The sequence below is a fragment of the Candidatus Nitrosomarinus catalina genome (genome assembly GCF_002156965.1).
Lineage (GTDB): Archaea > Thermoproteota > Nitrososphaeria > Nitrososphaerales > Nitrosopumilaceae > Nitrosopumilus > Nitrosopumilus catalinensis.
The window spans coordinates 565,038-588,962 of record NZ_CP021324.1 but is presented as its reverse complement, the minus strand read 5'-3'; the positions used below and the strand labels follow the sequence as shown (position 1 = coordinate 588,962).

Annotated in this window: 37 protein-coding genes; 18 read left to right on the top strand and 19 right to left on the bottom strand. The window is 31.1% G+C overall.

The window, feature by feature from the left end; genetic code table 11:
- Positions 1-362 precede the first annotated feature (362 nt).
- Positions 363-4,424: an SNF2-related protein gene (locus NMSP_RS03485; RefSeq protein ID WP_086907467.1), complete on the bottom strand. Its 4,062-nt coding sequence runs from the start codon at positions 4,422-4,424 to the stop codon at positions 363-365.
- A gap of 335 nt (positions 4,425-4,759) precedes the next feature.
- On the opposite strand from NMSP_RS03485, the gene NMSP_RS03480 reads away from it, so the two are divergent.
- Together NMSP_RS03480 and NMSP_RS03475 are read left to right on the top strand one after the other, a co-directional pair.
- A complete protein-coding gene (locus tag NMSP_RS03480; RefSeq protein WP_086907466.1) occupies positions 4,760-5,035 on the top strand; it encodes a hypothetical protein in 276 nt (91 codons plus the stop codon).
- 12 nt (positions 5,036-5,047) lie between these two features.
- A complete protein-coding gene (locus tag NMSP_RS03475) occupies positions 5,048-5,344 on the top strand; it encodes a hypothetical protein (protein WP_086907465.1) in 297 nt (98 codons plus the stop codon).
- Positions 5,345-5,349: 5 nt separating this feature from the next.
- Here the strand turns inward: NMSP_RS03475 and NMSP_RS03470 are convergent, their stop codons facing one another.
- The 3 genes from NMSP_RS03470 to NMSP_RS03460 all read right to left on the bottom strand — a co-directional run bounded on the left by NMSP_RS03470 (position 5,350) and on the right by NMSP_RS03460 (position 6,443).
- Complete coding sequence (locus NMSP_RS03470) at positions 5,350-5,598, bottom strand: hypothetical protein (protein ID WP_086907464.1); 249 nt, start codon at positions 5,596-5,598, stop codon at positions 5,350-5,352.
- 163 nt (positions 5,599-5,761) lie between these two features.
- Positions 5,762-5,974: a hypothetical protein gene (locus tag NMSP_RS03465; protein WP_086907463.1), complete on the bottom strand. Its 213-nt coding sequence runs from the start codon at positions 5,972-5,974 to the stop codon at positions 5,762-5,764.
- 43 nt (positions 5,975-6,017) lie between these two features.
- Positions 6,018-6,443, bottom strand: coding sequence for a bifunctional nuclease family protein (locus NMSP_RS03460; protein WP_086907462.1), 426 nt, complete (start codon positions 6,441-6,443; stop codon positions 6,018-6,020).
- A 132-nt stretch (positions 6,444-6,575) separates the two neighbouring features.
- Between NMSP_RS03460 and NMSP_RS03455 the strand changes: the two genes are divergently transcribed.
- Together NMSP_RS03455 and NMSP_RS03450 are read left to right on the top strand one after the other, a co-directional pair.
- Entirely contained in the window at positions 6,576-8,390 is a 1,815-nt protein-coding gene (locus NMSP_RS03455) for a potassium transporter TrkG (RefSeq protein WP_086907461.1), read from the top strand.
- A 35-nt stretch (positions 8,391-8,425) separates the two neighbouring features.
- Positions 8,426-9,250, top strand: a complete 825-nt coding sequence (locus NMSP_RS03450; RefSeq protein WP_086907460.1) for a hypothetical protein — start codon at positions 8,426-8,428, stop codon at positions 9,248-9,250.
- Here the strand turns inward: NMSP_RS03450 and NMSP_RS03445 are convergent.
- Positions 9,234-9,494: a hypothetical protein gene (locus NMSP_RS03445; protein WP_086907459.1), complete on the bottom strand. Its 261-nt coding sequence runs from the start codon at positions 9,492-9,494 to the stop codon at positions 9,234-9,236. The two genes, NMSP_RS03450 and NMSP_RS03445, sit on opposite strands and share 17 nt — an antisense overlap.
- A 78-nt stretch (positions 9,495-9,572) precedes the next feature.
- On the opposite strand from NMSP_RS03445, the gene NMSP_RS03440 reads away from it, so the two are divergent.
- Positions 9,573-9,827 carry a hypothetical protein gene (locus tag NMSP_RS03440; protein WP_086907458.1) on the top strand — a complete coding sequence of 85 codons (255 nt, stop codon included), beginning with the start codon at positions 9,573-9,575 and terminating at the stop codon, positions 9,825-9,827.
- Complete coding sequence (locus tag NMSP_RS03435) at positions 9,820-10,386, top strand: hypothetical protein (RefSeq protein ID WP_086908367.1); 567 nt, start codon at positions 9,820-9,822, stop codon at positions 10,384-10,386. The genes NMSP_RS03440 and NMSP_RS03435 overlap by 8 nt, the downstream gene beginning before the upstream one ends.
- On the opposite strand, the gene NMSP_RS03430 is transcribed toward NMSP_RS03435, so the two are convergent.
- From NMSP_RS03430 to NMSP_RS08405, 3 genes are all read right to left on the bottom strand, one after another.
- Positions 10,383-10,655, bottom strand: coding sequence for a DUF5615 family PIN-like protein (locus tag NMSP_RS03430; RefSeq protein ID WP_086907457.1), 273 nt, complete (start codon positions 10,653-10,655; stop codon positions 10,383-10,385). The genes NMSP_RS03435 and NMSP_RS03430 overlap by 4 nt on opposite strands.
- Before the next feature lie 122 nt (positions 10,656-10,777).
- Positions 10,778-11,386 carry a cupredoxin domain-containing protein gene (locus NMSP_RS03425; protein WP_086907456.1) on the bottom strand — a complete coding sequence of 203 codons (609 nt, stop codon included), beginning with the start codon at positions 11,384-11,386 and terminating at the stop codon, positions 10,778-10,780.
- 515 nt (positions 11,387-11,901) lie between these two features.
- On the bottom strand, positions 11,902-12,078 hold the full coding sequence (locus tag NMSP_RS08405; protein ID WP_192866215.1) for a hypothetical protein: 177 nt from the start codon (positions 12,076-12,078) through the stop codon (positions 11,902-11,904).
- Between the two features lie 225 nt (positions 12,079-12,303).
- On the opposite strand from NMSP_RS08405, the gene NMSP_RS03420 reads away from it, so the two are divergent.
- The 4 genes from NMSP_RS03420 (at position 12,304) to NMSP_RS03405 (ending at position 13,351) form a co-directional block, all read left to right on the top strand.
- Positions 12,304-12,537 (top strand): hypothetical protein, encoded by a 234-nt coding sequence (locus tag NMSP_RS03420; RefSeq protein ID WP_086907455.1) that lies wholly within the window; start codon positions 12,304-12,306, stop codon positions 12,535-12,537.
- 54 nt (positions 12,538-12,591) lie between these two features.
- A complete protein-coding gene (locus NMSP_RS03415) occupies positions 12,592-12,861 on the top strand; it encodes a hypothetical protein (protein ID WP_086907454.1) in 270 nt (89 codons plus the stop codon).
- A gap of 63 nt (positions 12,862-12,924) precedes the next feature.
- The gene (locus tag NMSP_RS03410) at positions 12,925-13,161 is read left to right on the top strand and encodes a hypothetical protein (protein ID WP_086907453.1); all 237 of its coding nucleotides are present in this window, start codon (positions 12,925-12,927) and stop codon (positions 13,159-13,161) included.
- Positions 13,145-13,351: a hypothetical protein gene (locus tag NMSP_RS03405; protein WP_086907452.1), complete on the top strand. Its 207-nt coding sequence runs from the start codon at positions 13,145-13,147 to the stop codon at positions 13,349-13,351. The genes NMSP_RS03410 and NMSP_RS03405 overlap by 17 nt, the downstream gene beginning before the upstream one ends.
- Here NMSP_RS03405 and NMSP_RS03400 read toward each other — a convergent pair.
- Together NMSP_RS03400 and NMSP_RS03395 are read right to left on the bottom strand one after the other, a co-directional pair.
- The gene (locus NMSP_RS03400; RefSeq protein ID WP_086907451.1) at positions 13,348-13,701 is read right to left on the bottom strand and encodes a hypothetical protein; all 354 of its coding nucleotides are present in this window, start codon (positions 13,699-13,701) and stop codon (positions 13,348-13,350) included. The genes NMSP_RS03405 and NMSP_RS03400 overlap by 4 nt on opposite strands.
- Positions 13,702-13,732: 31 nt before the next feature.
- On the bottom strand, positions 13,733-14,113 hold the full coding sequence (locus tag NMSP_RS03395; RefSeq protein ID WP_318779023.1) for a DUF6659 family protein: 381 nt from the start codon (positions 14,111-14,113) through the stop codon (positions 13,733-13,735).
- 94 nt (positions 14,114-14,207) lie between these two features.
- Here NMSP_RS03395 and NMSP_RS03390 point away from each other — a divergent pair, with 94 nt between their 5' ends.
- Together NMSP_RS03390 and NMSP_RS03385 are read left to right on the top strand one after the other, a co-directional pair.
- The gene (locus tag NMSP_RS03390; RefSeq protein WP_086907450.1) at positions 14,208-14,432 is read left to right on the top strand and encodes a hypothetical protein; all 225 of its coding nucleotides are present in this window, start codon (positions 14,208-14,210) and stop codon (positions 14,430-14,432) included.
- An 80-nt stretch (positions 14,433-14,512) separates the two neighbouring features.
- Positions 14,513-14,938: a hypothetical protein gene (locus tag NMSP_RS03385; RefSeq protein ID WP_086907449.1), complete on the top strand. Its 426-nt coding sequence runs from the start codon at positions 14,513-14,515 to the stop codon at positions 14,936-14,938.
- A 2-nt stretch (positions 14,939-14,940) separates the two neighbouring features.
- Here the strand turns inward: NMSP_RS03385 and NMSP_RS03380 are convergent, their stop codons facing one another.
- The 5 genes from NMSP_RS03380 to NMSP_RS03365 form a co-directional block, all read right to left on the bottom strand.
- The gene (locus NMSP_RS03380) at positions 14,941-15,171 is read right to left on the bottom strand and encodes a hypothetical protein (protein WP_086907448.1); all 231 of its coding nucleotides are present in this window, start codon (positions 15,169-15,171) and stop codon (positions 14,941-14,943) included.
- 15 nt (positions 15,172-15,186) lie between these two features.
- Positions 15,187-15,426 carry a hypothetical protein gene (locus tag NMSP_RS03375; RefSeq protein ID WP_192866214.1) on the bottom strand — a complete coding sequence of 80 codons (240 nt, stop codon included), beginning with the start codon at positions 15,424-15,426 and terminating at the stop codon, positions 15,187-15,189.
- A 46-nt stretch (positions 15,427-15,472) separates the two neighbouring features.
- Positions 15,473-16,045: a hypothetical protein gene (locus tag NMSP_RS03370; RefSeq protein ID WP_192866230.1), complete on the bottom strand. Its 573-nt coding sequence runs from the start codon at positions 16,043-16,045 to the stop codon at positions 15,473-15,475.
- Positions 16,046-16,110: 65 nt separating this feature from the next.
- Positions 16,111-16,257: a hypothetical protein gene (locus NMSP_RS08400; protein WP_192866213.1), complete on the bottom strand. Its 147-nt coding sequence runs from the start codon at positions 16,255-16,257 to the stop codon at positions 16,111-16,113.
- A 25-nt stretch (positions 16,258-16,282) separates the two neighbouring features.
- Positions 16,283-18,475 carry an elongation factor EF-2 gene (locus tag NMSP_RS03365; RefSeq protein WP_086907445.1) on the bottom strand — a complete coding sequence of 731 codons (2,193 nt, stop codon included), beginning with the start codon at positions 18,473-18,475 and terminating at the stop codon, positions 16,283-16,285.
- A gap of 178 nt (positions 18,476-18,653) precedes the next feature.
- On the opposite strand from NMSP_RS03365, the gene NMSP_RS03360 reads away from it, so the two are divergent.
- Positions 18,654-19,481 carry an MqnA/MqnD/SBP family protein gene (locus NMSP_RS03360; RefSeq protein ID WP_086907444.1) on the top strand — a complete coding sequence of 276 codons (828 nt, stop codon included), beginning with the start codon at positions 18,654-18,656 and terminating at the stop codon, positions 19,479-19,481.
- 26 nt (positions 19,482-19,507) lie between these two features.
- Positions 19,508-19,807, top strand: coding sequence for a hypothetical protein (locus tag NMSP_RS03355; protein ID WP_086907443.1), 300 nt, complete (start codon positions 19,508-19,510; stop codon positions 19,805-19,807).
- 40 nt (positions 19,808-19,847) lie between these two features.
- On the opposite strand, the gene NMSP_RS03350 is transcribed toward NMSP_RS03355, so the two are convergent.
- From NMSP_RS03350 to NMSP_RS03340, 3 genes are all read right to left on the bottom strand, one after another.
- Positions 19,848-20,162, bottom strand: a complete 315-nt coding sequence (locus NMSP_RS03350; protein WP_086907442.1) for a hypothetical protein — start codon at positions 20,160-20,162, stop codon at positions 19,848-19,850.
- A 144-nt stretch (positions 20,163-20,306) separates the two neighbouring features.
- Positions 20,307-20,663, bottom strand: a complete 357-nt coding sequence (locus tag NMSP_RS03345; protein ID WP_318779022.1) for a succinate dehydrogenase/fumarate reductase transmembrane subunit — start codon at positions 20,661-20,663, stop codon at positions 20,307-20,309.
- Entirely contained in the window at positions 20,660-21,028 is a 369-nt protein-coding gene (locus NMSP_RS03340; protein WP_225971328.1) for a succinate dehydrogenase/fumarate reductase transmembrane subunit, read from the bottom strand. Before NMSP_RS03340 ends, NMSP_RS03345 begins: the two co-directional genes overlap by 4 nt.
- A 149-nt stretch (positions 21,029-21,177) precedes the next feature.
- Between NMSP_RS03340 and NMSP_RS03335 the strand changes: the two genes are divergently transcribed.
- From NMSP_RS03335 to NMSP_RS03320, 4 genes are all read left to right on the top strand, one after another.
- Positions 21,178-21,435, top strand: coding sequence for a hypothetical protein (locus tag NMSP_RS03335; protein ID WP_086907440.1), 258 nt, complete (start codon positions 21,178-21,180; stop codon positions 21,433-21,435).
- A gap of 98 nt (positions 21,436-21,533) precedes the next feature.
- Complete coding sequence (locus NMSP_RS03330; RefSeq protein WP_086907439.1) at positions 21,534-21,851, top strand: CxxC-x17-CxxC domain-containing protein; 318 nt, start codon at positions 21,534-21,536, stop codon at positions 21,849-21,851.
- 155 nt (positions 21,852-22,006) lie between these two features.
- Positions 22,007-22,288, top strand: a complete 282-nt coding sequence (locus NMSP_RS03325) for a hypothetical protein (RefSeq protein ID WP_086907438.1) — start codon at positions 22,007-22,009, stop codon at positions 22,286-22,288.
- Between the two features lie 214 nt (positions 22,289-22,502).
- Positions 22,503-22,808 (top strand): MTH1187 family thiamine-binding protein, encoded by a 306-nt coding sequence (locus tag NMSP_RS03320; RefSeq protein WP_086908364.1) that lies wholly within the window; start codon positions 22,503-22,505, stop codon positions 22,806-22,808.
- On the opposite strand, the gene NMSP_RS03315 is transcribed toward NMSP_RS03320, so the two are convergent.
- Complete coding sequence (locus tag NMSP_RS03315; RefSeq protein WP_086907437.1) at positions 22,805-23,902, bottom strand: radical SAM protein; 1,098 nt, start codon at positions 23,900-23,902, stop codon at positions 22,805-22,807. The two genes, NMSP_RS03320 and NMSP_RS03315, sit on opposite strands and share 4 nt — an antisense overlap.
- Positions 23,903-23,925 lie beyond the last annotated feature (23 nt).

Genomic DNA, 23,925 nt, shown 5'->3' with positions numbered 1-23,925 from the left:
TTTAAGATTTTTATGTAATAATTTCAATATATTTTCTAAATATTCAAAATTATAACTATATCAAATAAAATAATATTAAGAAAAATATATTTTCAATAAAAAATACAACAAATTGTTAATTGGTGAGTTTAAGATCTTATTCCTGTTCTAAAAAATAATTTAACAATTTAAAATATGATCACAGTAAAGCAAATTTTTTTCTTAATCTGACTGCTAACCGATAGACTATCAGTCATTTTCATACATTATGTTGTGTATTTCTGATATTTACCAATTGATCAAGCTGTTTTTTGAGAATTATTTCTGGTTTTAAACATGAGCATTCCCCATTTCATAAGGACTCTAGGGCAGAGTGAGTTTTTTTAGATTTTACGTGCTTCAATGAAAGTGAACTGTTCAATTTTTATTTTGGAGTGTACATCAAAACCCTCTTCTTTGAGAGTATCATCCAATCCCTTTAACCACGAATTCATTTTGGCAGTTGTTTCACATACAAACAAGAAGCCATTTTTAGCCAAACATCTGTTTGCCTCTTTAAAGTAAGACTTCCAATTATTGCCCCACATAGAAAGTGAAAATACTGCAACATCCAATGCGCCATCTTTGATGTATTCGGATACATCTACCATATCACACGAGATGATGTTTTTTGTTTTTGCAATGTCTTGATATTCTATTGCAACATGATCAATGCTTTTGACCCTATCGTCTCCAAGTGACTCTCGGATTTTTGCTTCACCACATCCAAAATCTCCTATCTTTAACCTAGGAGACATTTCATTCAATTTCTTAATGTAGTACTCATAAGGAATAACATCCCACGTTTGTCGAGATTTACGATATTCATTGTGATACTCTATTACCCATTGCGGATCTTCTTTTAGCATTTCATGAACTTTTTTGGAATGTACATGAAACACCTGCTTATGCATCTCTTCTAATCTGCCCAGTTTTCTTACAGTTGGCTCTCTTTCAACAATTTCTGGAACATCAAGCTCTTCAACAAATACAAAAGAATAATCTTCGTTTTCTAATCTCTTATACCATTTTACAACTTCTTTCATTGCTCTTGTTTTTGTAATTATTTTATTATCTCGAGGTAGAATTCCATCAACAGCACAATCTGCTAGAGTCTGTTTTCTTTTAATTAGATTTAATTTTCCTTGATCATATTCGATATAATGTGTTCTTCCCTTCTTGGTTACTGGAATTCTGGCATTAATATGAAAAACATCTATCGGTTTTGTCTGTCCTTTTCGTGCAATTCTGCCTATAATTTGCTCATATTGAGCATGTGTCCATGGAAGTGAGTTGAAAATTATTCGATTACATGACAGTTGTAGTCCGTCAACACCTACTGAAATTGGACTGGAGCAGATTAAAACTTGAAATTTATTTTTAGGTGAAAAGTCTTCCAGTTCATATTTTCTTGTTCCAGTATACAGCCCCCACGTGATTTGCTTATCATCTAATGCGGTTGTTAGTTTTTTCACAATATTGGAATCTATTTTTCCCTTACCAACATATTCTGTATAGATGATGGTTTGACCTTCAATTTTTTTAATTATTTCAGAAATTCTTGCATCTGTCAATTCAAGTTCTATGAGTAGTGGATTTTGTTCTAATTCTGAAAATGGTGATGAGATTGGAGCATCTACAATTACTGAAGGATGTTTTTCAATTTTAAAATTTTGACCATTTCTTTGACGTATGGATATATTGGTTAACTGTTCATACATTCCTACTCCGTTAAAGAAAAACCTATCATCTGTTTTTACATGATTGTGGTTTCTACCTGATAGTAATTCTAAAAGTGAGCGTCCTTCTTTCAAGGTATTAATTATTGGAGTTGCAGAAAGTCCCAGTCTTCTTGATTTAGGATTATTTTCTTTAATGTATTTTAACGAATTTTCCAAATGTAATCGTCTTGATCGAGATGTCTCTTCATCAATATTCTTTTTTAATGGAGCCTTTGCAAATTGAATTTCATCCATAATGACAAAATCAATTTTTATTTTTTTAAATATGGAAATTTTTTTGCCTGATGTTTGTTGATTGAATATATCATAATTTATAATCAAATATCTAGGATTTTTTGCAGATTTTGAAATTGAAAATACTTTATTCCGTATAATTACTTCAGAATCGGGAAAAATTTCTTTTATTTTATCTCCCCATTGTTCAATCACATTCTTTGGACATAGGACTAGTGTTGTTTTTGCATTCATTACTCTTGAAGCCAGTATTGCAGAAAGTGTTTTTCCTGCTCCAGGCTCAGATGTATTTGCAAAGTATCGAGATTTTACACTTGTAGCCTTGTATGCAACATATCGTTGCATAAGGTATGGTTCATGTGGAAATGCATATCCTTTAGGAATTTTTAATTCCTTTGTTCCCTTGTATTCATCGAGAAATGTTGTAATTACTTTATCATGAAAATCATTACCAGTTTTACCTTCTCCTTTTACATCCGATACTGTCTCTTCTTCTTTTAGAAATGCTCTATTCCATAACTTGTGAACAAGAAATGTTACAAAAAATTTCATTGATTCTTCGTCAATAGAAATTAGTAAAGATTTTTCAATATCTGTAAATTTAAGAATATCTTTTGTAGGTTGAGGAGAATAATCCGTTAATAGACCATCATCTTTTTCTGAAACACTTTGATTTTTGTTTACAATTTTTCTCTCTTCAGATAATTGTTCAGGATCAATCGTTACATCTTTTGAAATGTCAGGTAATTCTAATGAATCAGATTCTGCGTAACGTATTATTTTTTTTAAACCTGATGGGGATAGAGAAGCACTTTGTAGTTGTTTTAGAAATTTACTACTTTTTGTATTGTTACGACCATAAATTTCATTGATCATTAATAATTTTGCAAAAACTACTTGATCCTCTGGATTTGCTTGATGAATAATTTTACTGTCTATGAGTGCCTTGACAAGTTTTTTTGTATTTTCTAATGTCATTCGTAGATCTTCTCTACCTAGAAAATCAAACCAATCTATCCAAACACTTTGTTTTGAATAAACAGATTCAGGTGCATTAGGTAATTTTTTGCCATTTATTTTGATAGTTTTGTTTTGTGATAACCATTTTTTGTAATCTCGTTTTGAAACAAGATTAAATGGTTTGAGATATTTTTTTGCATCTTCATAAGTACACCATGGGTTTTCTTCTTGATTTAGGAATCCATACCAGCCATTTTTTGGCCATAATCCCTTTTTAATAAAATATGAATCTGGATGTAGTGAAATATTTAATGGAATTTTATCTTTATTTTTTTCCATGAATTTGTGCCATTGTCCCCCTGTTGTTATGTTATTTTGTATGGCGAATTTTTGATGTTGTTTGTATGATGCATAAATTGATTTACTGTTTCTCATTAATGGATCGTTTTCATCTATTCCTAACCAAACATGCCACCTAAATTTCTGATTTTTTGATAATTTTATTCGATTAGGTGCCTTATGTAGTCCTTCAGGCAATGGATTTGTTTGAAAATGTTCAAACCATTCTTCTTTTTTTGTAATGTGATTTTTTTTACAATATTTTTGTGCAATTACTAATTGTTGTTCAAAAGGAAGAAATTTTTTTGGTTTTCTATTAAAGAAATGATCAGCATTTTTCCATTGTTTCGTCTTTCTGAAATATTGATCTAAATTACTAGGAAAATTCAAAGGTAATTTTCCATTTTTATACCAATTATGCCATTGGGTTAAATCACCAATTCCGTTTTGTATAGCAAAATCTTGACATTCTTTGAATGTTGCAGTTTTTGGAGTATTTTTTTTGGTTTCTTTCCCTAAAAAATCAGGCCAATTTGTCCACATTCCCAATTTTGTATAATATGTTCTTGTGCTAATCGGTAGTTTGTTTTTGATTTTAAAATCTTTAGAAATTCGTTCCCAATCTGCTTCAGTTTCACAATTTAGTTGTTTGACGAGTTTTTTTGCTTCTTGGTATGACACATATCCCTTTCCTAAAAAATCAGGCCAATTTGTCCAATTCTCTTTCCATTGTCTTTCACTATCTGGATTTATTGGTAGTCCTTTGGGTGCTTTACCACTTCTTACCCATTTTCTGTATTCTTTGTTTGATTTGAATTTCTTTTTGCTAACTAATTCCCTGGCTTCTTTGAATTGCATGTAGTGGTCTTCAGAATACCAGTACTTTGGATGGATATTCCCATTTCCCAACCAATCTCCCATTCCCTTCCATTCTGTTTTGTAAGAACGAGGGTCTGATGGAATGTCATCAGGTTTTTCTCCTGATTTAGCATATTCTCTCCATTCTAAACTATTTTTTAATTTTAATTTGTGAACAAACTCTCTAGCCTCTTTGAATGGTCTTTTCTTAATCTTCATTTTTTGGTCCTCTTCTTTTTCTTTATCTGTCTTTTTCCTTCCAAACAAACCCATAACAGAATCTCATGAATTTAATTTACATAAGGATTTAGAGCAGGAATTAACAACCATTCTAATCCTCATAACATGGAACTCCATTTCCAATCTAACAGTGAATTATGAAAATAAGAAATTATTATTAGTGATTCTAGGCACAAAAAGTCAATGATAGGGATAACATCTTATGTTAGAACGGAAAAGATACTCCTAGTTAATTGGTTAGATAGGGGAATATGTTGAATACCTTTCATTCTAATTTCAGATGATTAAAACGGTTTGACATCTGAAATGGATTGCTGATACCAATTAACATTACAAACATTATTCTGTACACAAAATGAGGAAAAGATATGTCGAAAATGATATTCATTAAAGAGATTATCAGCATAGAAAAAGAACCAAGATTATGTCCAACATGTGAAAAACCCGATAGATTAGAGTCAGGTCTGATCAGAGAGGACAGATCATCAGGAAGAACAATACTATGTACAAGATGTGAAGCATTGATTGTGATTACAACAGACAAAATAATCAAACCAGAATTATCATCAACTAAAGACGATACAATTTTGCTAAAAGAACCACACCTAATCCGACAAGTATCAACTTTTAATCATCTTATGTGAAATTAAATTTGGATGGATTCAAATTCGTTTGATTCAGTTGACTACTTAATTTTGGCATCAATTACACAAGGTGTAACAAAATATACCAGCATTTTCAAAAACTGCAAAAAAACAAACGCTGCAAAATTCAGAGATCATGTAAATAAATTAGAAGATGTCAATTTGATTACAATAGATAAAAGTGATAATTGGTTTACAAGAAATACAAACCCTTCAATAATTTTGAAAGACGAAGGAAAAAGATTTGTTAAAGAACATTCAACAAAAATCAATCAAGAATGGGAATTGTTTAAAGTAAAAAATGGGTGATGAAATCAATTGTCAGATTTTGACAGTAATTCCTTGATCACATAACCTCGGACATTTGCAAACTCCCATTCCTTCAAATTTGCCAGACGACATTCTTCTTTAATTATCAAACCTGCAAGTCCGTCACTCCAGATATGACGTTTTACATCATAAACTTCAACAATTTTACCATGTTTTGTAATTTTAATAGCACCATGACAACGCTTGATTATTTTTAATGCCACTTTAGCATAAATTTTTTCAAAATTTGTCATATCATAATAGGAATTATTTCATTTCAAAAAGCTTCTGTTTATTCATTCAATAGCAATATACATCACATTAGTCTATCATGGATGCTGATGATTAATCAAACTCTCTAAGCTATACTGATAAAATGATGAGCATTGCCGAATTATGAAGCGTTTTTAAAAATAATTAAGAGTGGTCATGACCACAATCACAACCATGATCATCACTTTGAAGAGATCTTAGTTTGGTAATTGTTTCATCATGGATTTTTAGCAAATCCGTTACCTGGTTTTTCAAGCTTTCATCATTCCAGTTTTCTTTCTGTAATGAACGAACTGTTTCAATTATTTCAAGATCAGTATTCAATATACTATCCATCAATTCTTCTTGTTGATTCATAATCTATCAGCAAAACACTAAGAAAAAAACCATTCGAATGGAATTATGCTTCCATTTGTTCTTTCAATAATTTTTTTCTTACCAGGATTGGAATTTTATAATATGCACCCAAAGCCATTGCATCAGAAGCCCTATGGTTTTTCAAAACTAAATCCTTCTTACCAGTAAAGTATAGATTTGCTCGTAAAACATCACCACTTTCATAAATTTTGACTTTTACAAGAGAAATTTCATTTTGTTCACAAATTTCCTCAATCATTCGATATATTGATGGAGATTGTTCACCTTCAGGTTCATCAAAACTTGAGATATGTTTTGCAACTTCACCAGAAAATGCACGCATGTGAAATTCTTTACCATTGTCTGCTTTTAGAACAACCATTCCCTCTAAAGCATAAGGATCCACAAAGCCCACATAATTAATTTTTACAGAATCATAATCAGGATCAGGAGCTTGATCAATTTCCATGGTATTACCCTTAAAGTTGGCAGATATTATTTATAAAGATAGCAAAAAATATGGATCAAAAAATAGATCACAAATTATTAGTTAATTAGACGCGACCCCAAATTATTTAAAATCCCGATATAAGGAAGCTTAATGTCTACAAACCCAGAAAAAGCAGTTGCTTACGTCCTAAGTAAAAATGTGACAGAATACATGGACAAAGATGTTTTGATGTTGGATCTAAAAACACTAACAAGAGAAGCAGCTACCATGTTACGTAGTTATGAAACAGATGACATTGTTGTAATAAATGCTGAAAAATTTCCAGTAGGAATTGTTACAGATGAAGACATTCTAAGTAAAGTTAGTGATGCAACAGTGTATGCAGAATCCACCACACTAGAGCAAATAATGAGCAAACCACTTATCACAATTAATGAAAAATCAACATTACAAGATGCATTGCACATAATGAGAGACAACAATGTTAGAAAACTTCCAGTTGTTTCAAAAAAGAATCAAGTTCTTGGAATGATTCTTCAATCTACCATAGCAAATATTATCCGAAATGCAACAGCAACTACACCTCGACTTTTGAGTCCACCAGTAAAAGCAGTTTTAGGAAACTTGGGATTCGTATTACAATTTGCAGGAGTATTGCTGCTTGTTCCAGCAGTTGTTGCCACATTACTTGAAGATACGGTTACAGCTTCAGGAATTTACTTAACTACAGTGTTATTGCTTGTTACAGGATTTTTCTTGAATTCATATGGTGAAAAATCAAGTCTCAATTTACAACAGGCGTCAATACTGGTGTTTTCAAGTTTATTCTTACTGTCATTATTTGGAACAATACCGTATCTGTACGTATTTCAAACTGAAGAAACAAGTACTCAGGTATTTGCAGATGCGTTCTTTTCCAGTGCAGCAGGATTTACAACTGGAGGTATTTCACTATTTGATGAACCTGAAAAGTTAACTCAAAGTTTCACATTTTTTAGAAGTTATACACAATTAGTTGGAGGAATGAGTTTCATTTACTTAGTAATTACTGCATTTTATCCAGAATCAAAATTACAAGCTATGCGTGGTTTTATTTCTGGCAAGACGCTTCACATGAAAGAACTTTTCCTTACGATTACAGTCATTTTTGCAATTTATATCGTAATTGTTGCATTCTTGTTGTATTTATTTGGAGAAAGAAACATCATTGATAATTTTTCTCTGGCGATGAGTACGTTGTCTACCGGAGGATTTACACCCACATCGACAATTCTGGATGGACTATTGTGGCAAGAACATATTGTACTGATGGGGGCAATGATACTAGGAGCTTTACCATTTACATTCCACTATGCATTTGTTAGAAAAAAATTCTTGTCACCTAAATTAGGAAAAGAAGTGCTGGCATATTTTGCAATTTTAGGTGGTGCTACACTAGTATTTGCATCAGTTAGCGGATTAGATCCAATGCAAAGTGCATTTTATTCAGTATCAGCTAGTTCAACTGCTGGACTTCAAATGGAAAGTTTAGCAGGTCTAAGTGGAGGAGCTCATTCAATTCTAATAATTTTGATGTTTATTGGAGGATGTGGATTTTCAACTGCTGGAGGCTTAAAGATTTTCAGACTATTTCATCTTAAAGATATCAAATCATTTATTTCTAAAGTTGGAAGATCCAAACTAAGTGATCAAAGTAAAAAAGAAATAATTTCCACATTAATTATTCTAGCATTGTTTCCAACAATTTCAGCCATTACAGGAGCACATCTTTCAGCAATTGAAAATGTTCCATTTCAAGACGCATTTTTTGAAGCAGCTGGAATTATCACCACAGGTGGATTGTCTGCAGGAGTAATCGATAAAGATACGGATCCAGCTACAATGATAGTATTAGGATTTTTAATGATTTTTGGAAGATTAGAAATTATAGCAATTATCTATATTTTCGTCCCCAGACTCAGTTAAGATAGAATTTAATTTCACAGGAGAATCAAAACATCATGGAACAGTCAAGCCTGATTAAAAAAGGTAAAAAAATGATAATTTTAGGATTTGTCATAATCGGAGTCTTGTTTGTGTTGTATGGAAGATACCAGGATCCAGAACTCATGACACCTAGTGCAATTGATTCAATACAAAGAATTGCATTCGGATTTTACATTACACTGGTAGCAGCATTTGGTGCAATTGCTATTGGAATTGCTAGATATCATAAAGGAAAAGTTGAGACAAAAGGGAAAGATCTTTCAACAATTATCGCATTGGTAACTTGGAGCTCAAAATCAAGAAAGATCTTTTTATCAACATTTGTTGGATACGGAATATTTTTTGCGTTAATTTCAGGGACATTAGTGTATCAACCAGAAATTAATTTTGTGACACATTATGGGGCAGTAGTCCCATCAGGATTTATTGCACCATGTTGTGATGAGCCAGGATATATGCCAAAAATAATAGTGTACATAACAGAACATATCGGCTTACAAATTATTCCAATTAATCTGGTACTGCAAATCATTGTTTCATATTTAGTTGGCCTTAACGTTTCAATCGCAGTGACAGCATATTCAATATCAAAGAAAGGGGGAGGGATTAGTACTATTGGTGCAGCAACAGGATTATTTATCGCATGTCCAACATGTGCTGGAACATTTTTATCAATTTTCATAGGAACTGCAAGTGGAATTGCGTTGTCTGTAGCGCTTTCACAAATGCAGACATTTTTGATTGGGGTCTCAATTCCCATTTTAATTGTAACACCGTATCTAATGGCAAAAAAATTAAGAAATTCTGATGGAAGTTGTAAAATTAATTTTGAGAGATGAATGCCTTGACTTCAGGAATTTTATAATTCCCGATATCATATCCATCTCGTCGAAGGTATTTCAAAGATAATTTGTAAATTAATTCATCATGATCAACTACATCCATAATCTCACTCCATAGAATTTTCTGATTATTTTTGATATTTTCTTTAAATTGAGGAATTAGTGATTCGGCAATAGATTTGCACTCTTCCATTGTTTTTCCGTTTTTGTAGGCACGAATACGACGGTCACATGAATCCATAGTTAAAATTTCTAAAAATAGTAAATAAACCTAATTTGGAAAGATTGTAACAAATACAAGGAATGAGCAAAATAAGGAATGGTAATTAGTTCTGCTCAAGAATATGTCGAATTTTTTATCAATTTGAACATGGGAAATGAGGTAAGTTTGTTACGATTTATCAATAATGAAAAAATGACACTAAAGCAAAAATTGAAAAATAAAATAAACGAAAAAGAGCCAATTGAACAAGGCATCAATATTTTGGAGTCAATAATTAAAGAAATTTCCGAAAATGGAGAACCAAAAGTGTTAAGCAAATATCAAACATCAGATGAGAGAAATCATGGATAAAAATTCAGAAATTATCAGAACAGAAGTTATCAGAATTTTAAACGAAAGTGGAAAAATTCGAAGTAATGAACTAGCAAAAAGAGTTATCAAAAAAGTAGGTAATGAAAAAACAGTCTATAGAGAAATAGGTCAATTAGTAGAATCAGGGGAAATTGCACGGACCATACATAGTAGGTCACATATAGAATATGAATTAATTAATTTGTATGAATCTGTTAATAATCAATTAAAGAATTTGTATAGTGAAGTAAACTTAATTTTTGAAGAAATAGAAAAATTTGAAGAAATTAGTAAGGAGAAAAATTTTTTGAAACTTGAACGTTTAAGAAATACAATTGATCTAATACATGCAATACAATCAGCAGACAGCATTATGAAATTACTATCATATTATCCCACATTCAAAAAAGATCAGATGTTTTCACAAATTAAAAGAAGAATCAGTGATTGTTGGGAAAGGATAATGAATAGCATAATACATCAACCTGAAGAGGATTTTTTGAATGAAATAATTAATAATTTACAAATTGGAAGAAAAAATCAAAATCACATAAATTAATAATTTTTTAATTTATTCAAAACAATGTTAAAAATTGAGGCATTATCTAAGAGCACGTAAGGCAAATCATTTTCCTCACATGCCTGACCACTTTCAGTATCACGAGTAACCAAAATCATATTATTTTCTTTAGCGTAATTTATCACCGAATAGTCTGTTCTTAATTTATGGCCATCCATGCGTAATTTTTTAACACTATAAGCATCAAATCCCAATTCCTTAAGTTTCTCATCCCAGCCATCATCCATTTCATCAATTAGAATTTTCATACAATTATAAAATTATTTTACAATATTAAGCAATTCTAATTCCATTCAACTACAGTAATTCTTTTCTCTCTAACTAAACAATTTGTAAAAATATGGCCAGTGTGAATATGATCAGAATTAAATTAATTCACAATAATAGTTCCAACCTGCCAAGCATGTAGCATACAATAGTATGGATACTCGCCAGAAACAGTTGGAGTCCATTCAAATGAATCTCCAGACATCAGTATACCTGTATCAAATGTACCGTCAGAAGATAAAGTGAATCCATTAACAGTTCCTGATGTAAATGAGTGAACTCCGGTTGAATCAGTATTAGTCATTATAATTTTGTCACCAACATTTGCTGAAAGAGTAACTGGTGTGTAACATCCATCTCCACCCATTGAGACTGCACAGTCCGTGGAATATCCAGATTCTTCTACTGTGCCTATGGTTCTAGTAATAGTTGAAACGGCATCAGTATTACTTGATGAGAGATTACTAGAGAATGCATCACTTGAAGAGGATTGTTCTGCAATTCCTGCGGAATATCCATCATCATAAGCATTTTTCAAATTAGAGTCAATTGAACTTTTTAAATTTAAAATTTCAGACTCTAGACTTGCAACTTTATTTTCTAATTGGGAAACATCGGCAGTATAGAAAGTAGTAGTATAGTAAGTAAAGTAAATAGTTGTAGTAGCACTACCAGTAATGACCAATACCAATACTGCATACAATAATTTCATGTTATCACTTAATCAAAGAAGTTTTAAAATAAAAAAGACACTACGTCGTAATGTTGTAGATCTTAGAAAACAAGTCTTTTTAAGAACAAACTAAATTATTTCTTTAAACAGACACAAGTACAGTCAAACATTCCAGCTTTACCCATACACTGTTCATGATGTGTATCAGAGCATTTAGTGCAGATAACCATACTAATCCAAATCTCCTTTTGTATGAGTTCTTTCATGAATTATGACTTTTTCGAAAGTATCAGAATATCCACTCCATTTGAAACTACAATTACGACATTTGTAATTCATTTTATTCACATTTACCTATCTTTTGTGTTTCAGATTTTTTGAATGCGTTTACATCATTTGCTACTTTGGTTTTACCAGAAACAAACTTTAATTTTTTAATTGTTTTTTTGAACATACCAACCCATGATTTTTACTCATATATACCGGCGTATTGAAAGAAAACATCCTTTTTTAAAAATCAGAAATTAATTTATCAAACTCTAAACGTTTGAGATTTATTTTCTATTAAATTTTCTATCCAACATAGCAATAGCAATTCCAAAACCTATCAAAACAACAGTTGCAATCCTAACATAATCAAATCTTACTTCAGGCATGATAATACCAACAATTGCAAACCAAGCTCCAAATAGAAGAACGACTACTGCTACAACTTTACCTAATGTACTCATCTGTAATTTGAATGCCTCTTGATAGTACTTATCCCCTACACATCCATGCTTCCATTTGTCTATCGTATGTTTTTACAAAAAAAGACAATCGATGGTTGTTTTGTTAGTGTAATACGCACAATTTTAAAAAATTACAAAATAAATTAAAAAAAGATTTTTTTTTGAGCTAAACCATGAGAAAATTTTTACAATGGATATGTAATAGTAATTTTTTAAATTGAGTTAATGTCAAAAATAGAAGCATACGACATCAAAGCAAGAAAAAAAGTAACCATGAACAATCCAAAACCATATCTAATGAAAAATGGTTCATGGGCATTAAAAGGAACTAGTTCAGAAACCGGAATTTCACTATTCAGAATAGTGGGCAGAAATAAACCAAAAATTTCTCAATCCCGATTTGAATCATTCAAAAATTTGTTTGTAAGTAGACAATGCGAATGTGAAAAAATCTGCTAGTTTTATTTTTTTTAAGATTAAAAATTTAATTAAAGAAATTTTTTTTACCAAGTAATGAAGAATTTAACGGATGAAGGAATTAGAAATATCATATTAAAAGAATTTTATAAAAGATCTAAAGTTAAATCGGAAAATCCAAAACTTCACATGTATAATTTTCCAGAATTGAAAGAGATCAATAATGAAAGAATTTTTGAAAATATCAAATACCTGATTAATGAAAATTTAGTAAGAGGAGGAATTGATCAAGGTGAAAACGAATCTTTTCCATGGATTAGCAGATTGACACCATTAGGAATAAAATTGGTAGAAGATGAAAAATAATGAATAAACTAGTTCAAAAATAAAATGATCAAGTACTTATTTCTAGAAACATAACAAAAATTGATGGACGAAAAAAAAGAAGATAAATCAGAAGAGTCAAGACAAAATCATATAATTTACTACAAATCATTGACAAAAATTATTGCAAATATGGAACAAGAAATAAACAATGAAGGGGAACCTGCAGTTAAAGAGCATCTCAAAAGTAGAATTGACGCAATTGAAAAAGATAGAAAGAGAATTAGAGAGTTATTTCCAGATATGACAAAGGAAGAATGGGACAATGCCAACACCGACTGAAAAAAATCATAATAAACATCTAGATTTACTACATGATTACAAAATATATCTAATAAAACAGGTTCAAGAATTAGAAAAAATGGATAAAAATTCAGAGTTTTTAAAAAAATGGAATGAAATTACCATAAAAGATAGAAAAAAAGAGATTCAAGTGATTGATAAAATTTTAAAAAATATGATCAGATTTTAATCATGATATTTTTGTGTTAAATCATAAATAGAATTACAAATAATATCCATATGTTCAATTGAAATACCGTCAATCCAAATTACTTCTTCATCAATACTAAAGTCATATAATATATTTTTAAAATTTAAATTTACAAATTTTTTTTCATCATGAATTAATTTTATTATTTCATTTAATTCAAGTTTTGAGAAAACATAATCGCATGTCATCAAATCTACATTTACAGAATAATTTCCATGCAATGGATTAATTTTAGATTTTATGAACGGTTTGTTTTGTTGTTGGCATTCTCTGTAATGTTTATCATATTCAAACATTTTAGAATCTGCAAGATATTTATGAAAAGTCATGACTTCTAATAATTTTAATTGGAATTAAGAATTAGATATCTGAAGTAATTTTTTTAATTTTAGTAATTAATTTTATTTTTGTACTCATTGGGGTTTCAGGTTCCATTGTGAAAAACACAATATTTCGTTTTGTGTAAATGACAAGTTGTGAAACTTTTTCTCTTTCTACGTGAATGTATGTAACTTTGCCTAAAGAACGATCAAATTCTTTTCTCATGGCACGTCTTTGTGCCACTTGTTGACAAAAATGCTCTTCTTCTTTTTGAGAATTTAGACTGGTTTGACCTTTTTTCATTATACCCTCTCGAATATTTCCTTTAGAATCAATTATTGCTGCAAATCTCATTTTAGAGTTTAAACCAACTATTTCTTCAACTAGTTCAAGAAGATCAATTTTCTTTTTAATGGCCACAAATTCACATAGGATTTGTCAAATATAAGCCCTTAAAATTAAAAATAATGCCTAGCAAATGCGTATTTATTAATTGTAAATTTAACCCAAAATTATGAGAACAGGGACGCCATGGATGATCATAGGTGGAAGCATGTTCATTTTAGGATTAATTTTGTTTTATTCAATTAGTTCTGAAGATAATGTAAATTTAGAAACCATAAAAAATATCGGGACATTTGTAGGTCTAACAGGTATAGGAGTAGCAGTTGCAGGAATTTTGCTATTTTTAATCAACAGAAATCCTCAACCAATTAATGAAAATTACGATACAAAATAATTTCTACAGTTTACTAATTTTAAAAGAGAACACCATTGTAAAAAATAAACTATAATAGTACAATAAAAAGAATCTGGTAAATGTCTGAAAAAATATGGTTAGGAGGAATTTATCTTAGAGAAGAGGGAGGATATAAAATAATTTTAAAATCTTTAATTCATTATAAAAAAAGATTGCAAACAATCCATGCCAGTCCAGAAGTAAAACAAGCAGCTGCAATGTTTGCTCCGGTATTGCAATCACAAGCTAAAAAAAGAATTCCAATGATAGAAAGCACTAAAGAAAATATTGAAAAATTTTTACTTGATCCAAAATCAACAGAATCATTAGAACAAAATTTAGAGATTATGGAAAAAGCATTAGAATGTAGAAAATCAGATATTGAGAAGGCAGAAAGTACATCTGAGGACTATTTTATAAAATTGATAAAAGATGTTGAAGAATCTAAAAAAGATATACCAGACATAGATAATGCATTGTTAAAAATAAAGGCATACACTGAATAATTCTACAACCCTTGCAAATACCAATCATAGTAAGGTAAAAGCAATTTACATTGTTTTTTCTTTTCTGATTCAGATGAAAGTTCAATAATTTTTTTGACCTTGCCTTTAAGGTATTCAACAGTCAAATCACTCTTGAATTCAAGCATGATTTGTTCCAAAATTTCTAAAAATTCATCAGATGAAGTACCTTCAAAATTACTTACAATATTTCGTACTTTAATCTCTAAGGACATAACAATTCATTGTTTTTATTTAGATAATTTAAACAAATCTTCATCATCCCAAGTTAATCTAAATTTTCCAGTTACTCGAAACATATTGATTTTACCACCGTCCTTGAAAATTAGTTTATAGCTTTTATGAGAAGTATCTTCAATCTCTAATGAAACATTATCTTTCTTTGTTTGAAAAACTATAGGATTATTAGAAATTTGATTCCATTCCTCATCATCAAAATCCATATAGAATTTTGTATATAGTAATCCCATGAAATAGGTTAAAAACTACCTGAATAAAAACTAGATAAAATCAATTTTAAGAGTCATATTGGGTAACATTTACCTGATGGTAACTAACAATGGTTGGAAAGATTAGTTCGTAATCAACATCATTTTTAATAATTTTAAAAAGTTGTGAAATCAATTGTTGGATCATCAAATGTTCATCACGGTACAATGTCTTTTTGGGATTTTTGATAGAATCCAGAATAGTAAATCCAGTATCAGTCTGAAGTAAGATTTTCAAAAACATAGTTCCAATTAGAATTTTTTCATCAATATCCTTATGGGGAAATGATACATCCAAATTTTTTATTTGCAATTTGATATCATGAAATGCTTTGTTTGTATTTTGTTCCAATCGTTGTTGAGATTTTTCCTTATAATTTGGTGTAGGAATATAAAATTTCATATTTCCTTTCTTTTTCACAAAGATGATTTTTTTTTCAATTAATGAATTGCGTGCATTTTCAAAAGTGGTTTTAGCCATAAATTGAGGGACAATGAGTTTTATCAATCCGTTATGATGTAAATCAGGATTATTTTTTATTGATTGCAAAATAATTCTTTCACGCTCATAGATCTTTATGTTAGGCTTCAATTGACTCATCATATTTAGGTCGACCTATATTAGATGAGTCATCTATTAAGGTTTTTCATTAAAATTTTAAAAAATTAACGGAATAATTCTAACTCTTCTAGAATTTTACCCATATCATGTTTCCAACGTCTCATTTTATCGATATCATGAGGTCGATTATCTTCCAAATCCTTTTTCTTTTTCAATAATTCATCATATCTATGATTATCTACTCGAACCATATAGAGAAATTAAAAACTAATGATATTATTCTTTATCAATAAACTCGTTAACACCTGGTGGTTCAGGAGCTAATCCTTTTCTCTTTCTAATATCTTCTACAGCTGTTTTTAGCATAGATTTTGGAACTTCAGTCCATTCTTTAAAGGAAGTATTCCATGTTGCACGTCCTGCAGTTTGACCTCTCATAGCTTCAGATAAAGTAAAAGTTTCAGAAGCAGGTAATTCGCCAATGACGATACTTGATGCACCTTTTTGTTGCATGTCTAAAACTTTACCACGTTTACCAGAAAGTATAGTTGCAACGTTTCCTACCAAATCAGTTGGTACACGAACTTCAATTGCAAGAGTTGGTTCTAAAACAGCAGTACCTGCAGTCAACAATGAACCCATACATGCTCTACGTGATGCAGGACCTAGTTGAGATAGACCTCTGTGAGCTGTATCTTCGTGAGGTACAAAGTGAGTAAAAATGAATTTACAATCTCTCATTTGTTCTTTACAAAGTGGGCCTTCTTTCATCACTTCATCGAATCCAGAATTAATTGAATCAGTAGATTCCTGAACAAATTGAACACCTTTTGTTCCATTAATCAAAACATTTCCACGAGAATCAAATCTCATTACTCTTTTAATGGTATCAGTATCCCAACCAGCACCTTTCAATAAATCAGCAACTACTTTCTTATCTTTCATATCACTGATTTCACCAGTTCTTAGCATATGAGCAATTTCAGGCTCCAATGGCTCTACTTTCATGAAAATTTTGTTGTGTCTGTTTGGAGATTTTGCCATGATTGGTTCACAAGCAGCTTTAACAGTTTCTCTATAGTTAATCAAAGGTTCAGATGTAATGATTTCACATTTTGCATCTTGAATTCTATGTGTTGCAACATCCAAGTGCAATACACCCATTCCAGCAACAATAGTCTCACCACTTTCTTCATCAATTTTTACAATCAAGTTTGGATCCTCAATAGTTAGTTGTCTCAAAATTTCTACAAGTTTAGGTAAATCTTTAGGATGTTTTGGTTCAATTGCAATTTGAACAACAGGTTCTGAAACATATTTCACACCTTCAAACATTGGAATATCCTTAACAGATGATAATGTGTTACCAGCACGGCATTCAGTTAAACCCAATAAAGCAGGAATATTTCCAGCTCCTAATTCACCAACTTGTTCTCTTTGATTGCCCATAAAGAAATTAACAGATTGAACTCTACCATCTCTTTTCTCATCAATAATGTGAAGTGTTTGTCCATCTTTGATAGTTCCAGAAAATAATCGTCCAATTGCAACAGGACCTGCTGCAGGATCTAATACCATATTTACCACCATCATAATTGTTGGTCCATCATCTTCACCAGCAAGCAATGCCTTTCCGACATCAGATTCTAAATCGCCTTTCCAAATTTGAGGAATTCTGTATTTGATAGCGTCTTTTGGTGCTGGATGATGTTTTACAACCATTCCAAGTACTGCATCTGCTAAAGGTGCTTTTTCTACAAGTGCAGGAAGTTTTTCTTCAGTGTAAGCATCAATTACATCTTTGAATGTTATTCCTCTCTCTTTCATTAAATCAGTGTTAATTGCCCATCTATCTTTTGCAGAACCAAATGTTACACTTGCATCCTGAATAGATACTTTCCATTTTTCCTTGTATTCAGGTTCGGCATAAGTATCAACTAATTGATTAAAGGTAGAAACAACTTCTGCAAGTTGTGCTTGCATTTTTTCTGGAGTTAATCTCAATTCTTTGATTAATCTATCTACTTTATTGATAAACAAAACAGGTCTAACTCTTTCTTCAAGTGCCATTCTTGTTACAGTTTCAGTTTGAGTCATAATACCTTCAACTGCATCACATACAACAACTGCACCGTCAATGGCTCTAAGACTTCGAATAACCCTTCCACTAAAATCAACGTGTCCAGGAGTATCAATCATGTTAATCACATAATCATTATCATTTTGAGAATAAAGTAAAGTAACATTAGCCTGATAAATTGTAATTCCTCTTTCTTGTTCTTCCTTATCAAAGTCCATTGCAAGTGCTTTTCCAGCAGCAGAAGGTGCAATAATTCCAGAATAAGCCAAAAGACTATCACTCATGGTTGTCTTTCCATGGTCAACGTGTGCAATTACACCAAAGTTACGAATATTCTGTTTATTCTTGATAATTTTCATAACTTCTTGAGTTGACTTGAATTTTGCCATAATGCGAAAACCTGATGAGCATTATATAATGTATGTGATATTTAGTCGTGAAATTATATTATTAAATTTTTTAATCTCATGGAATTTAGAATTTAAAAAAATCTACAAAAATGATCGTCACTAAATAAATTAGAATAGGATGATTTGGATTTTTATTACGACCCTTAAAAAAACAAATATGGAAATTTCAGTAGGACATACTCCAGATTCCGATGATGCATTCATGTTTTATGGAATGTTTACTGACAAAGTCCCATCACCAGATTTTACTGTAAATCATGTGATCGAAGATATAGAAAATTTGAATCTCAAGGCAACAAATCCAGAATTAGATGTAACTGCAGTTTCAGTACATGCATGCGCATACATCCCAGGATATACAATTCTAAGAAGTGGTGGAAGTTTTGGGATTAATTATGGTCCAATAGTTACAGCAAAAAAACAAATGACAATTGAAGAATTGAAAAAATGTAAAATTGCAATTCCAGGAAAAATGACATCAGCATTTTTGCTACTACAATTAATGATAGGAAAATTTGATTATGTTGAAATGAATTTCAGTGACATTCCAAAAGCTGTAGAATCAGGAGAGGTAGATGTAGGATTAGTAATTCATGAAACTCAATTATCATATGAACAGGAAGGAAATGTAAAAATTTTAGATGTTGGAGAATGGTGGGATAAAACTACAAATGGTTTGCCAGTTCCATTAGGTATCAATGTAATGAGAACCGATTTAGGAATGGATACAATTGTTAAATTTGACAAATATTTACAAGCATCAATTGAATTTGGAATAAAGAATTTCGATGATGCCTTAGAATATGCAATGCAGTATTCAAGAGGAAAAGAACGTTCCTTAATTGAAAAATTTGTGAAAATGTACGTAAACCCAGTAACAGTCAACATGGGAGAACCGGGAGAACAAGCAATTAGAAAATTATTTGAGATGGCAAAAGAAAAAGGATTAGTTCCAGACTTTGAAATTAGTATTGCCACCAAGTAATTATAGAACAAAAAAATTATTCAATTATGTCTGATGAACTTGATGGGGACGGTATTGGCGGAGCAGTTTTAGAAGTTTTAACAGGTAATGCATTTAGATTATTGGTAAGTCACACTAGAAAAGATAACAAAGGAGATTATGGAAAAACAGAAAAAATCATCATGGGATTAATCAAAGATAACGAAGATGGTCAGCGTCCAGAACAAACTAAAGAAGATTTAGAGAGGGCATTGAAAGGTAAATTTGTGACATGTAAAGTACAACACAGAGACAAGAAAACAGATGCATTGGTATGTAACGTATTTGTTCAAAGACCACCAGAGTAATCAATATAATTTTTAAAATAATTTGAATGAAACTAGATCTTCATTTTTTTGACCATTTTTTCAAAAAAATATGGTGTTGTTCACCTATCAAGGTAAGATCATATCCTACCAAGCCTTCTTTTTTAATTACCTCAACTACAATTCCTTTTTTTACCATAATTTGTAAAGTAGGATTGTTTTTGAAAGGATATCCAGAATTTTTGTTTAGAATTTTAAAATAATCTTTACCTTTAGTGGTTAATCTAAAAACAATATTTTGTCGATTTTTGGAATCGGTAATAGGTTCTAAAATCCAATCATTTACTAAATCGGATAAAATAGAATCATCATCATAATTATTTGGAATTTCTTTCATGAATTTAAAAAAACTATAGCCTATATGAAATTTGAATAGAATTATTTAGTTTAAAAATCACAAAAACGATGGCTAATGATGATACCAACGGGTTCTATCTGATTCCTCAATTTGATGATACTTTGCCGAATTTTGAAGCCTAATTCAATACAGTTCAATGAAATTTGCAAGGATTATTGTCATTGTACCATATACAATCAAAGACATTGCAGCAAGAAAACATCCCCAGTTTACTGCCTTTTCATATTTGAAACCACTTCTATAATCAAGGAAAATTCCCCGCAGACCATTAAACCCATGAACAGATACCAAAATTAGAATTAATTCTAAAAGTATTGCATAAGTTAAGTTCTGATAATTTGAAACTACAAATTCATAAGACAAGGAAGAAGCAAAATGTCCTGTTGAAAATCTTACCGAAATATGTAATGCAACTAATCCAATTGCACCCAAGGCAGTGCCATAATGAATTTTCCTAATGTGGCTCTCTCTAATCCTCAAAATTCAAAAAACACATCCAGTGCATAGTATAATGCTAATGCTGAAACACCCATAGTGACATAGATACATAATCTATTTTTTTTGCCCATTGATTGAATTTGATAAGGATAATCAGGTCTAGTAGGGGTTCCAATTCCAAGTCCACCTTGTTGGAACATTAATCTAATTCCGTTAATTGCATGAAATGCTCCCAAAGCAATCATCACAGACAATACAACAAAACCTGCAGGAGAGTATGTCAAAAACAACATTTGTCCCCAAGACATACGATCAAGAATTGTTGCAGCATGAATTACATGTACAACAAAAAATACCAATAGGTAAATTCCAGAAATTCGCATAAGTAACCAAGAAACTCTACTTATCCCATAACCTCTAGGGTTAAACCATGAACGAATACCTTTCTTATTTTCTTTGTTCAGACTTTTACTAAATTTACGCAGTATATAGTATCAAATTACTTGACTTTGCTGGTGCCAAAAATCATATAATACAGGTAAAGAGAACAAGGGTTATGACAGATGATGTATGCGATTTTTGTAAAGGAGCTGGTTCAAGTTCAACAAATGTATGCGTGTATTGTAACGGAACAGGAGAATGGAATCAAGCTGCCCAATCATATGTAAAAAATCACATTTGTCAATGTATTGTATTGGACAGAAAATTTTGTCCTGTATGCAACAAACCATGTCATCATGATACAAGTCTAAATCCAAAGCAAACAATTGATTCAGGACATGGTGGAATGTCAGTGCCTGAAATTCCAATGTAAGAAAATAATTATCAGAATTTTAAATAATTAAAAATCACTAAAATCGGTTAATTTTACAATGGTTTAATTACGACACCATTTGATAAAAGCTAGAAAATATGTCATACAATAGAGAAGATAGAGAAATGCATGATGCAAAATGCGGTGATTGTGGTACCGATTGTCAAGTACCATTTCAACCAAAAGAAGATAGACCCGTATATTGCAGAGAATGTTTCCAAAATCACAAACCAGCACCAAGAAATAGAGACAGATTTGGTGGCAGACAAGGTGGAAGATTTGGTAGAAGAGATGATAGACCACGTGAAATGCATGATGCAAAATGCGGTGATTGTGGAAATGATTGTCAAGTACCATTTCAACCAAAAGAAGACAGACCTGTATATTGCAGAGACTGTTTCCAAAATCACAGATAACACAAACAAATTGTTTTGAGAAAAACGCTCAAAACTTTGTAACTTTTATTAAATTTTCAAAAAAACAACCTAGCTGCACAATAAAAAATTTGTAATTAAATAGATCGAAAAAAAATTGATTCCCTAATATATGATGAAATTTAATTAATCGTAGAATGGTTCTTGTAAATAAAAAAATGTTAGCAGGAGGAATGGCAATGGTAATTGTCGGATTAGTATTGACAATTAACATCAATGCAGCAGTTCCTGTAGGTCAAGCAGGAATGACTGAAGAAGAAAAATTGGATTTAATGTTAGCAGAACAAGAAAATGAAGATTACAACACACTGGCAGGGATTTTGTTCGGATTAGGATTTTTACTAGTGTTGATTAGTTTTGGTGCTCGAAGAAAGAAAGGCAGTAAACCAACAAAGAATGTTGAAAAAAAAGTGGAATAAGATTCATTTTCCGTTTATTTTATACACTACAACATCTTTTGAAATGTACGTTTGATTCCAAAATCGCGTTAACCAATTCGGGTTAACAAAACGTGGTAAATGTAGAACGGAACTCTCCAATCTACACGAGGTTGGTTGAGACTCTTCATCTCACCAATCTCACTATTCAAAAAATTATCAAACATTTTAAGTCAAAATAAATTTGAAACAAGTAATGATTCAAGCAGAAATTAGCATATACCCATTAGCAACGAAGACAACTAGTGTGAGTTTTTACATTGCTAAAGCAATCGAATCAATAAAAAATATAGAAAATTTAAGATACGAAATTAATTCGATGGGAACAATATTAGAATCAGATGACATAGATATAATCAACAAAGCATCTAAAAGCATGATAGAAACAGTTCATCATTTGGGAATTAACAGAGTAGAAGTAATTTTAAAAATAGATTCACGTAAAGACAAGCAAGTAAAAATGGAAGAAAAAATAGAATCAATAAAAAAACAAATGGATTAAAATTGTTTTAAAATTCCAAAATGAGTATTTCTTTGAGCAGGAATTCTACCTATTTCTTTAACCATAGTTGCCAATTCATCCACTGAAGAAGTAGTAGGCTTTCCAGCAGCACGATATATTTCCTCAGAAAATGCAGTTCCAACTAGATCACTCCCACCATTAGATAATGCAACTTGAGCTAATTTTTTGCCATAAGCAACCCAATAAACAGAAATATTATTCAAAGTATTTGCAAGCATCAATCTAGATAACGCAATAATTCTCAAATCATAAACGGAAGAACATTCATTTGTCACTAAATCATTTTGTTCTAATTCAGTATTATCTAAACTAAATTTCAAAGGAATCAAAGTTACAAATCCATTTGTTTTCTTTTGAAGCTCACGAATTTTTATTAAATGATCAACAATGTGTTCTGGTTTTTCAATATGACCATACAGCATTGTCACATTACTTTGGATTCCCATTGTATGAGCTTCCTCAATTACATCCAACCATTGTTGTCCAGTACATTTACCTCTAACAATTTTACCACGTATATCAGGATGGAATAATTCAGCGCCACCACCTGGCATCGAATCTAACCCAGCAGTTTTCAAACGAGATAAAATTTCTTTGGTAGAATTTTTTGTTAATTTTGATAAGAAATAAATTTCTGCTGCAGTTAATGCCTTAATGTTTAATTCAGGATGACTTGTTTTGATAGTTTTCATCATATCTTCATAATATTCTAAAGGAAGATCAGGGTGGAATCCACCAACAATATGTACTTCTGTTGCACCCATTTGCTTTGCAATGCCAACACGTTGTTCAATTTCTTTAGGAGTTAAGGTATAAGCATCATCCTCATCGCCTTTTCGATAAAATGCACACATTTGACAACTTGCAGCACAAACATTAGTGTAATTCATGTAATACGAAGCAGCAAAGGTGACAGTATCCCCAACTAATTTTTTCCTAGTAGAATCTGCAACTGCACCAAGTAAATGTAAATTATCATAATCCATTAATTCCAAACCATCTTTGTAAGACAATTCCTCACCAGCCAAAGCACGATCTAATGCCTGAGAATCACCTACAATTTGCTCTAACATACAGTTACGCATTCTCATAAGGA